We start from the raw sequence: 8,106 nt of genomic DNA, 5'->3' as shown, positions 1-8,106 counted from the left end.
CTTGCTGCCCGCCCAGCGTGGCAGACTTCCGTGGCTACGTCGGCCGGCTCCAGGTCGAAGTTTGTGTTCTCCGTTTCTCGCCCTTTCGTCTGCGAGTGCCACAGTATCTCGACCATACCTTGCCGCTTTGACACGGTCTGGACTTCGTCCTTCCCTAGGAGACTCGTCGAGTCGTAAGGCCGAATCGCGTTCGTCATCCTGCGGACTGTGTGTTCGTCTCCGGTTGCTTCCCACCCCGCCTCACGGCGACGCAGTTACCTTCGACTACCGGGAGCGGGCATCTCCCGGAAGAGGACTTTCACCTCTCTGATCACGCCTGCTCCCAGGCGCACTAGGGGCGGGCTTTACGCCCGCCCTTCAGAACCTGTCCATGAGAAAGAATCGTCCAATTCAGGAGTAAGTTATGGACTCCCGCTTGCGCGGGAGTGGCGGGTATGAGAGTTCTCGGACAGGCTCCTAGGAGGCTCCCCGACAATGGCTCTCCGACTTACAAGGCCGAGGAACTTGGGTCCTCCTCGTAGCCGCGGGGCTTCAGCCCCGCGGAAAGGCTCATCGCAACTCCATGAATTAATGGGAAATACGCGATGGCCTATCCGACGGCCGGGGGTTCCTCCGCAGCCCTGAAGGGCTGCGCTACGAGAAACGCGTTTATCCGTGGCGTTTTCGGACAGACGCCTGGATAGATTCGTGCACCGCCGTGAACGCCGGCGTGGGTCACGGACGGGCGAACGCACCGGGATCCTCCAGCCGGCCTTGGGCCAGCAGCACGGCCGCGTAGCCCGTCACGTACGCGTAGCGGGCTTCCAGGGCCTGCAGCCGCGCTTCCAGCTGGGCCGTTTCCGCCCGCAGAAGCTCCGTGATGGCGGTCAGCCCCTCCCCGTAGCGGTCCCGAACGATCCGGAGGGCTTCCCCGGCCTGTTCCACGGCCTTTTCGGCCACGGCCAGCCGCTTTTCGGCCGATTGAAAGGCTTCCCACGTCTCCGTCACCTGGAACCGCACCTGGTCCTCCGCCTCTTTCAAGCCCGCCCGGGCCATCTGCAGTTCCGCCCGGGCTCCATCCACTCCCGGACCCCGGTCGCCCCGGAAAAGGTCCCAGCTGAGCGCCAGTCCCACCGTGTAATCCGAACTTCCATCGGAAAGCTTTTCGCCGCTCACACCGTAGGTGGAAAAGGCATCGAGACGGGGCAGATAAAGGCCCCGGGCGGCCTGGAGGCGCGCGGCCGCAGCGTCCACCTCCCGGCGCAGGGCCTCCAGATCGGGGCGGATCCGGATCGCCCGCCGGATCACCTCCTCCAGGGGCTCGCTGGGGAAACGCCCGCGAGGAACCCCTCCCTTGACTCGCACCGCCCGGGTCGGCGCCGGATGGCCCAGTGCCGTGAGAAAGGCCGCCCGGGCGGTCCGGGCGTCCCCTTCCGCCTGGATGAGCCTCTGGCGAAAGTCGGCCAGGAGCACCTCGGCGGCCAGAAGATCCGATCGAACCACCTGGCCGTTTTCGAAAAGATCCCGGATCCGACGCACCTGAGCCTCGGCGCTGCGGACCGTCTCCCGGGCCACCCGGACCCGGGCGTCCGCCACCATCACCCCGTAGAAGGTCCGGACCACCCCATACCGAACCTGCTGGCGGGCCCAGCGGTCCAGCAGGGAAGCCCGCTCCTTGCCGGCCTCGGCCTGGGAAACCCGCGCCGGGGTCTGCCACTGGTCGAAAAGCGTCCAGCGCACCGACGCTTCCGAGCGGAAATTGGTGAGCGGATCGGGGTCGTTGAGAAATCCGGGGTCGAAGTTGGCCGGGCCGAACCGGGCCTGCTCCAACAGGGAGCCGAAGACAAAGACGGGATGGTTGCTGCGGACGACCTTCTGGGACAGCCCGACGCCGGGAAGGTATCCGGAACGGGCCTGGCGAAGTCCGGCCTCGGCGGCCCTCCTTCCCGCGGCCGTGGCCTGGAGCCGGGGGTGGTTTTCCAGGGCCGTGGCCAAAGCCCGCTCCAGGGTCCACACGGGGGATGCGTCCTTGGGGTCATCCCCCGCGGCCGGCCCGGGCGGATTCTGAGCGGCGGCGAAAACGGGATGGAGGAAAACCAGCAGAAGAACAAGGCGGCCGAACCACGGGAACCGGGTCATGGCGAGCTCCCTCAGCACAAGGCGAAATCCCAGACGGCGGAACCTGACGGGCCACAGCCCCCGGAGCAAAAGACAAGGCACAATTGCCTGTAAGGTTAGCTGAAAAAGCAGAAGAAAGCAAACAAGCCCCGTAACGGAAGCCAGCAGCGCAAAGGGGGCTGTCCGAAAATGCCGGGGATCACCGGTTTTCTCGTAGCGCAGCCCTTTAGGGCTGCGGAAGAATCCGCGGACTTCGGGCGGATCTTCAGGTGTTCCCTGTCACTTCATAGGGTTACGATGGCCCCCCCCGCGGGGCTGAAGCCCCGCGGCTACGAGGAGATCAGAAATTTCCCGGCCTTGTGAGACGGAAATTCGTTCGCAGACAGGCTCCTGGAAGCTTGTGCGACAATGGCAAGTTTGCCTCGTTCAACGTCCCTCCGTCATCCCCGCGAAGCTTGTCCCCGGCTTGAACCGGGAGCGGGGATCCAGAATTTCCAATAAGTTACGGACTCCCGCTTGCGCGGGAGTGACAGTGGGGAAGTTCTCGGGCGAGCTCCCGGGGATGGAGCGCACCTTTCAGGAATTGAAAGCTGGCGGGGCGGCCCTCGTTCGTTCAGTCCACCAGCTCGTTGAGCACGCTGTGGCGCTGCTTCAGGCGGTGAATGAGGCGGTCGTAAAGGTGGATCCGGGTGATGGACCGGACGACCAAATACGCGCCCAGCAGGGCCAGGAGGATACACAGGACCAAAAGGGGCGCCAGGAGAGGCCAGACGTCCTTCATCACGTAGTAGCGGGAGGTGGTGATGAGAAGGCTCAGGACGGAAAGGGGCAGCACGAAGATGGCGATGCCGGTTCGAAGCACCGAAAGGGAGGTGCGCTTTTCGGCCAGGATAAGCTGCACCTCGTTGAAGATCACGGCGCTTCCGCCGGAGTCTTCCCGGGTTTCGTCCGTCCGTGTCATCGCTCCGCCCGCCTCAGGGAAGGTGTAAAACTAACGGTCATGGTCTCCCTTGCGCCACCCCGCACAGATGAAAGATGTCCTCAAGGGAGAGTCCTTTCTGTAGGAGCCGGCTTGCCGGCGATCCCAATCGCGGCCAAGGCCGTTCCTACCATTGAAAAGACTCATTGGCGTCGATTCGCGTTCATTCGCGGTTCTCTTTCCCATTACTGGACGAGTGGTCCCAATCGCGAGGTTCCGGCGGGCGGGCGTAAAGCCCGCCCCTACGAAGTCAGATGGGCCCGTCGGGCAGGGGCTGGGTTCAACCCCGCCCGCCAACGATCACGGCCCGCCTCGCACCTCCCCGCCCGGATGAGAGAAAGAGCGCGGGGATCGAAAAAAAAACCGGTCGCGCCCTCGGGCCGCGCGATCCCCCATCAGGGTGCCGCCGGGGGTGTGCCGTTTTCGTCCCAGCCCCGCTCCCGGTAGTATTCCCGGAGCATGATCTCCATCTGCTCCTCGGTGAGGACCTTTCCGGTTTCGGGAAGCGGCTCCGTGTGGAAGCGCACCGGCAGCCGGTCGTCTTCCGCCGTGAGTCCCTCTCGGATGTTGAACCGGCGGATCTGGTCCTTGATCCGGCCCGCCACCCGGCGCATGCCTTCCGTGTCCAGGTCCAGGCCGGCGGTGCCCCGGATGATCTCCGCCAGGGAATCCCACTGATAGAGGTCCCGGTAGAAGCGACACAGGATCAGGGTGTCGAAGATCGTGAGCCGGTCCTCCCATTCGCAAAAGATCTTGGCCTTGCCCTGGATCATCTCAGGGTCCACCATGCCGCTCAACTCCGGCTTGTAGAAGGTGGCCCGAAGGTGGCACGCGCCCCGATCCGAGGTGCCGTAGGCCAGGCCCATGCCCTTGAGCACGCGCGGGTCGTAGCCCGCCGGTTCCATGCCCTTCACGTGGATGGCCAGGTCTTCCAGGCCCCAGGCCGCCGCCGCATGGCGGATGCCCCGGGCGAGAACGTCCCCGATCCCGCGCCGATAGGCCATGTCTTGCAGGAGAGCGGCCATGCGGTCCACCTGCCCGTAGTCGATGTCGTAGTCCACCGCACCGCGCTTCGCCGCCTCGATGGTGAAGCCCACCAGGTTTCCGGCCGTGATGGTGTCCAGGCCCAGGCGGTCGCACAAGTCGTTGAGGTAGGCGATCTCTTCGATGTCCGCCACCTCGCACAGGCCGCCGAAGGCGTAGATGGTCTCGAATTCGGGACCTTCCACGACCAGCCCCTGGTGGCGGCCCGCCTTCACCGTGCTCAGGCGCCCGCAGGCCATGAAGCACTTGAGGCACGCGTGGGGCTTCACGTCGCAGCGTTCATGGAGCGCCGAGGCGTTGATGCCTTCCCGGTGGTCCGCCCGCCCCTTGTGCCAGTACCGGGTGGGAAATCCCCCCGCTTCGTTCATGATGTCCACCAGCATGGACGTGCCCATGGACTTGTAGGCCTTGACCCCGGGATTTTCCTTTCCTTCCCGGGCCACGTCCCCGGCGAACCGCTTGAGAAGGTCCGGATCGGCGAACTCCTTGGCCCGCTTTCCCCAGAAGGCCACGGCCTTCACCCTCTTGGCTCCCAGGACGGCGCCCGTTCCCGTCCGGCCGGCGCTCCGCCAATAGTCGTTTTCCACCACGGCGAAGGCCACGCCGTTTTCCGCCGCCGGACCGATGGCCAGCACACCGGGCTTTCCCGCCTCGGGCCGGTTGGCCCGGATCCACTCCTTCACCCGGTCCTCGGTCTCGAAGGTGTCCCGGCCCCACAGATCCGAAGCGTCGTGGACAAAGCAGCCCGCCTCTCCGATCTCGATCCAGACCGGCCTTTCCGAGCTTCCCCGGATGAGCACCGCGTCCACGCCGGCCCCCGCCATGCGCTCGGCCACCGTGCCTCCCGAATAGGATTCGGCGAAAAGCCCCGTCTGGGGACTCTTGGCGTAGATCCCATGACGGCAGGACCCCCACACGGGACTTCCCGTGGCCGCTCCGCCGGCGATCACCACGCAGTTGTCCGGCCCCAGGGGATCGGCCCCCTGCGGGATGTGGCGAAGGAGGAGTTCCACCGCCAGGCCCTTGCCGCCCAGGGTCTCCCGCAGCAGGTCTTCGGGAAGATCTTCGCGTTCAACGGCCGTCCTAGATAGGTCCACATGGATGAGGGTTCCGTAAAAGCCGCGCATATCGTCCACCTCCCCGGGGCGCCCATGTCCCCGCCGTTTCCGTTTCCACGGGACGTTCCTAGCCGTCCAGGACGTCCCATTCCTTGGACTCGTCCGTGTAGTCGTAACGTCTCTTGATGTAGCGCTTCATGACGAAGGCCGTCTGGGTGCGCAAGACCCCGTCGATCTGGTTGACCTTGTCGAAAAGGAAGGTGTGCAGGTGGTTCAGGGACGGCACCACGAACTCCACGTCCAGGTCGGTGCCGCCGGTGGTGAGGGCGATGTACCAGATCTCGTCCAGCTTCTTGAGCTCCTCCACCACGTAGTCCAGCTTCTTGAGGTCGATGGTGGCCTTCAGGTTGCCGGTGATGGCCAGACCCAACTTGGAGGGGTTCACCACCGGAAGGATCCTCAGGATGTCTTCCTGGATGAGGCGGTTCAGGCGGTTGCGGACGGTGGCCTCGGAGACGTTGATCCTCTTGGCGATCTCCGTGTTGGACATCCGCCCGTTTTCGTGCAGCAGGTCGATGATCTTTTCGTCGATGGCGTCCACGGATCGTTTCATGGGCTCCCCCGCATGAAAGGACACAGCAAGACGGCCGCAGGCACTGGATACCGAATGGAGTCTTTATAGCATTGCAGGAGGTCGGCGTAAAAGGCCGTGGGGGCGAAAAATCTTTCGCCCCCACGGCTTCGGGCAAGGTTCCCGGCTCAACGGGGGACCCCGTCGGGTCCCCCGGACGCCGGTTTTTTAAGCCTTTCCGAAGATTCCCATCCAGTTTCGCACCGGCATGGGTTCGCCGTCGATATCCACAAGCGGCATGGGAGGATCCATGGACCGGGTGAGCAGGCTCACCACCACCAGGGCCACCACGGAGGCGATGAGGGCCCAGACGGAGCTGATGTAGAGCGCATCCCACATGGCCCAGTCGAAATAGACCTGCCCCACGCCCTCCACCGTGGTGGCCACGGAAGCGAAGGTCTCGGGCGGCAGGCAGTCGGGGCTCACCTTGTTGGCTTCCAGGGTCATGGGAAGGTAGGCGTAGTAGCCCACGATCCAGGCCACGAAGCCAGCCACGTAGGACGCCAGGGCACCCAGGCGGTTGGCCCCCTTCCAGAAATAGGCCGCCACGTACGGGGCGAAGAGCGAGACCAGCAGCACGGACCAGGAGATCACCATGAGGTTGTAGATGGCTTCGAAGTAGAGGGCCAGGATGAGAGAGATCCCCGTGACGATGGGCACGGCGATCCGGGTGGCCTTGAGGGTCTGTTCCGTGGTCACGTCGGGCTTGAGGATCTTGTAGGCGTTGTAGCCCACCATGGACGAAGCCGCCAGGATGGCGCTGTCCGAAGAGGACATGAGGGCCGCCACCAGGGCCGAGACGAAGACCACGGCGAAGAAGGGGTTCAGATGATCCGTGGCCATGAAGAGGAGGATCTTGTTGAGGGCGTCTTCCGGGCCCAGGTTGGGATTGAGCTTAAAATAGATCAGGCCGATGACGACGGGCATCATGCCCACGGTCACGTAGAGAAGACCCGCCAGGTAGGAGGAATAGGAGGCCACCTTTTCGTCCTTGGCCGAGAGTGTGCGCTGCATGAGGTCCTGGGCGGGGATGGAGCCCAGTCCGATGGCCATCCACGCGGCCAGCCAGTAGAACCAGCCCACGTAGCCCGTGTAGTAGAGAAACCCCGCATCCCCCTTTTCCGGCAGGAAGGACCAGGTGGGAAGCTCCATCATGTTGGAGGTGTGGGAGGAGAAGATCTCGCCCCAGCCGCCGGCCAAAGGCACGGCCACCACCAGCATGACGATCATGCCCACCGTGAGGATGATCATCTGGAAGACGTCCGTGAGGGTCACCGACCACATGCCGCCCAGGTAGGTGTAGACCACCAGGATGAGGGTGGAGATGGCGATCCCCCAGCCCAGGGGGAGGCCGCTGAAAAAGTGGATGATGGTCCCGAAGCCCACCAGCTGGGCCCCCACCCAGCCCATCTCCGCCACGGTGAGCGAGATGGCCGAAAGGATCCCCATGCCGTTTCCGTAGCGAAGCTGAAAGAGGTCCACCAGGGTGAGGTAGCGGCCGCGGCGCATGAGGCGCGCAAAGAAAAACCCCGCCAGGAAGAGACACAGGGCCGCCCCCCAGGGGTCGAAGATCACGCCCTGGTTACCGAAGATGTACGCGTTCCCGGCGCCGCCCATGCACGTTCCCGAACCGAACCAGGTGGCGAAGAGCGTGCCGGTGCACAAAAAGAGCCCCAGGCGCCGGCCCGCCACCAGGTAGTCCTCCGTGCCCTGCACCTTCTTGGACGCGTACCATCCCACGAGCAACATGAGCACCATGTAGATGCCCAGGCCCACCAGAACCCATCCACCGTACTGATAGGAACCTTCCATGCCCTGTCCTCCTTGAAGTTGATGGCTTGCCGGTGAAGAAAGAACAAAGGGTGGTGCCGAACCCTTTGGGAGCGCCTTCGTAAGGCCCCGCGAGCGACACCCGGTGGCGCTCCGGGGGATGATTGTCAATTGCGCGCGCCGGCCGGCGCGCGCCGGCCGGGGAGGGGAAGAATCGCTCAGTGGATTTACGAATAACGAACGAATATAAGGCGTATGGCTGCGCAATTCGTTCCCCTATACGATTTGACAGGGCATGTCAAACATAAATTTTCACGCACGTTTCGTCATTCGTTAATTCTTTAAGTACCACTAAACCTTTCCCTCACCGTTTCGGGGAAACTGATCTTATATCGTCAGCCAAATCCAATTTTACCGTTGACATTCGTTGCCTTCATATGGAATGTCTTCGAATACAGAATGATGGTGCCGATCCCCAGGAGCTTCTCGCAAAGACCTCGGGCCCGCCGGGCCCCAGCAGCAAACCG

5 protein-coding genes are annotated in these 8,106 nt (G+C 63.8%); all 5 read right to left on the bottom strand.

Features of this window, described 5'->3' with window-relative positions:
• Positions 1-714: 714 nt before the first annotated feature.
• On the bottom strand, positions 715-2,118 hold the full coding sequence (locus BUB04_RS08195; RefSeq protein WP_073038505.1) for a TolC family protein: 1,404 nt from the start codon (positions 2,116-2,118) through the stop codon (positions 715-717).
• 592 nt (positions 2,119-2,710) lie between these two features.
• Entirely contained in the window at positions 2,711-3,058 is a 348-nt protein-coding gene (locus BUB04_RS08190) for a hypothetical protein (RefSeq protein ID WP_073038504.1), read from the bottom strand.
• 413 nt (positions 3,059-3,471) lie between these two features.
• Positions 3,472-5,247, bottom strand: coding sequence for an aldehyde ferredoxin oxidoreductase family protein (locus BUB04_RS08185; protein WP_073038503.1), 1,776 nt, complete (start codon positions 5,245-5,247; stop codon positions 3,472-3,474).
• Positions 5,248-5,305: 58 nt separating this feature from the next.
• Positions 5,306-5,791, bottom strand: coding sequence for an Lrp/AsnC family transcriptional regulator (locus BUB04_RS08180; RefSeq protein WP_073038502.1), 486 nt, complete (start codon positions 5,789-5,791; stop codon positions 5,306-5,308).
• A 186-nt stretch (positions 5,792-5,977) separates the two neighbouring features.
• The gene (locus BUB04_RS08175; RefSeq protein WP_073038501.1) at positions 5,978-7,621 is read right to left on the bottom strand and encodes a high affinity choline transporter 1; all 1,644 of its coding nucleotides are present in this window, start codon (positions 7,619-7,621) and stop codon (positions 5,978-5,980) included.
• Positions 7,622-8,106 lie beyond the last annotated feature (485 nt).

Source organism: Desulfacinum infernum DSM 9756 (genome assembly GCF_900129305.1).
GTDB lineage: Bacteria > Desulfobacterota > Syntrophobacteria > Syntrophobacterales > DSM-9756 > Desulfacinum > Desulfacinum infernum.
The sequence above is the reverse complement of the archived record's forward strand: the minus strand, read 5'-3'. Positions and strand labels throughout refer to the sequence as shown.

Coding starts and splice junctions, on each gene's coding strand:
- BUB04_RS08190 (WP_073038504.1), bottom strand. CDS start 3,058: ATGACACGGACGGACGAAACCCGGGAAGACTCCGGCGGAAGCGCCGTG.
- BUB04_RS08175 (WP_073038501.1), bottom strand. CDS start 7,621: ATGGAAGGTTCCTATCAGTACGGTGGATGGGTTCTGGTGGGCCTGGGC.
- BUB04_RS08185 (WP_073038503.1), bottom strand. CDS start 5,247: ATGCGCGGCTTTTACGGAACCCTCATCCATGTGGACCTATCTAGGACG.
- BUB04_RS08180 (WP_073038502.1), bottom strand. CDS start 5,791: ATGAAACGATCCGTGGACGCCATCGACGAAAAGATCATCGACCTGCTG.
- BUB04_RS08195 (WP_073038505.1), bottom strand. CDS start 2,118: ATGACCCGGTTCCCGTGGTTCGGCCGCCTTGTTCTTCTGCTGGTTTTC.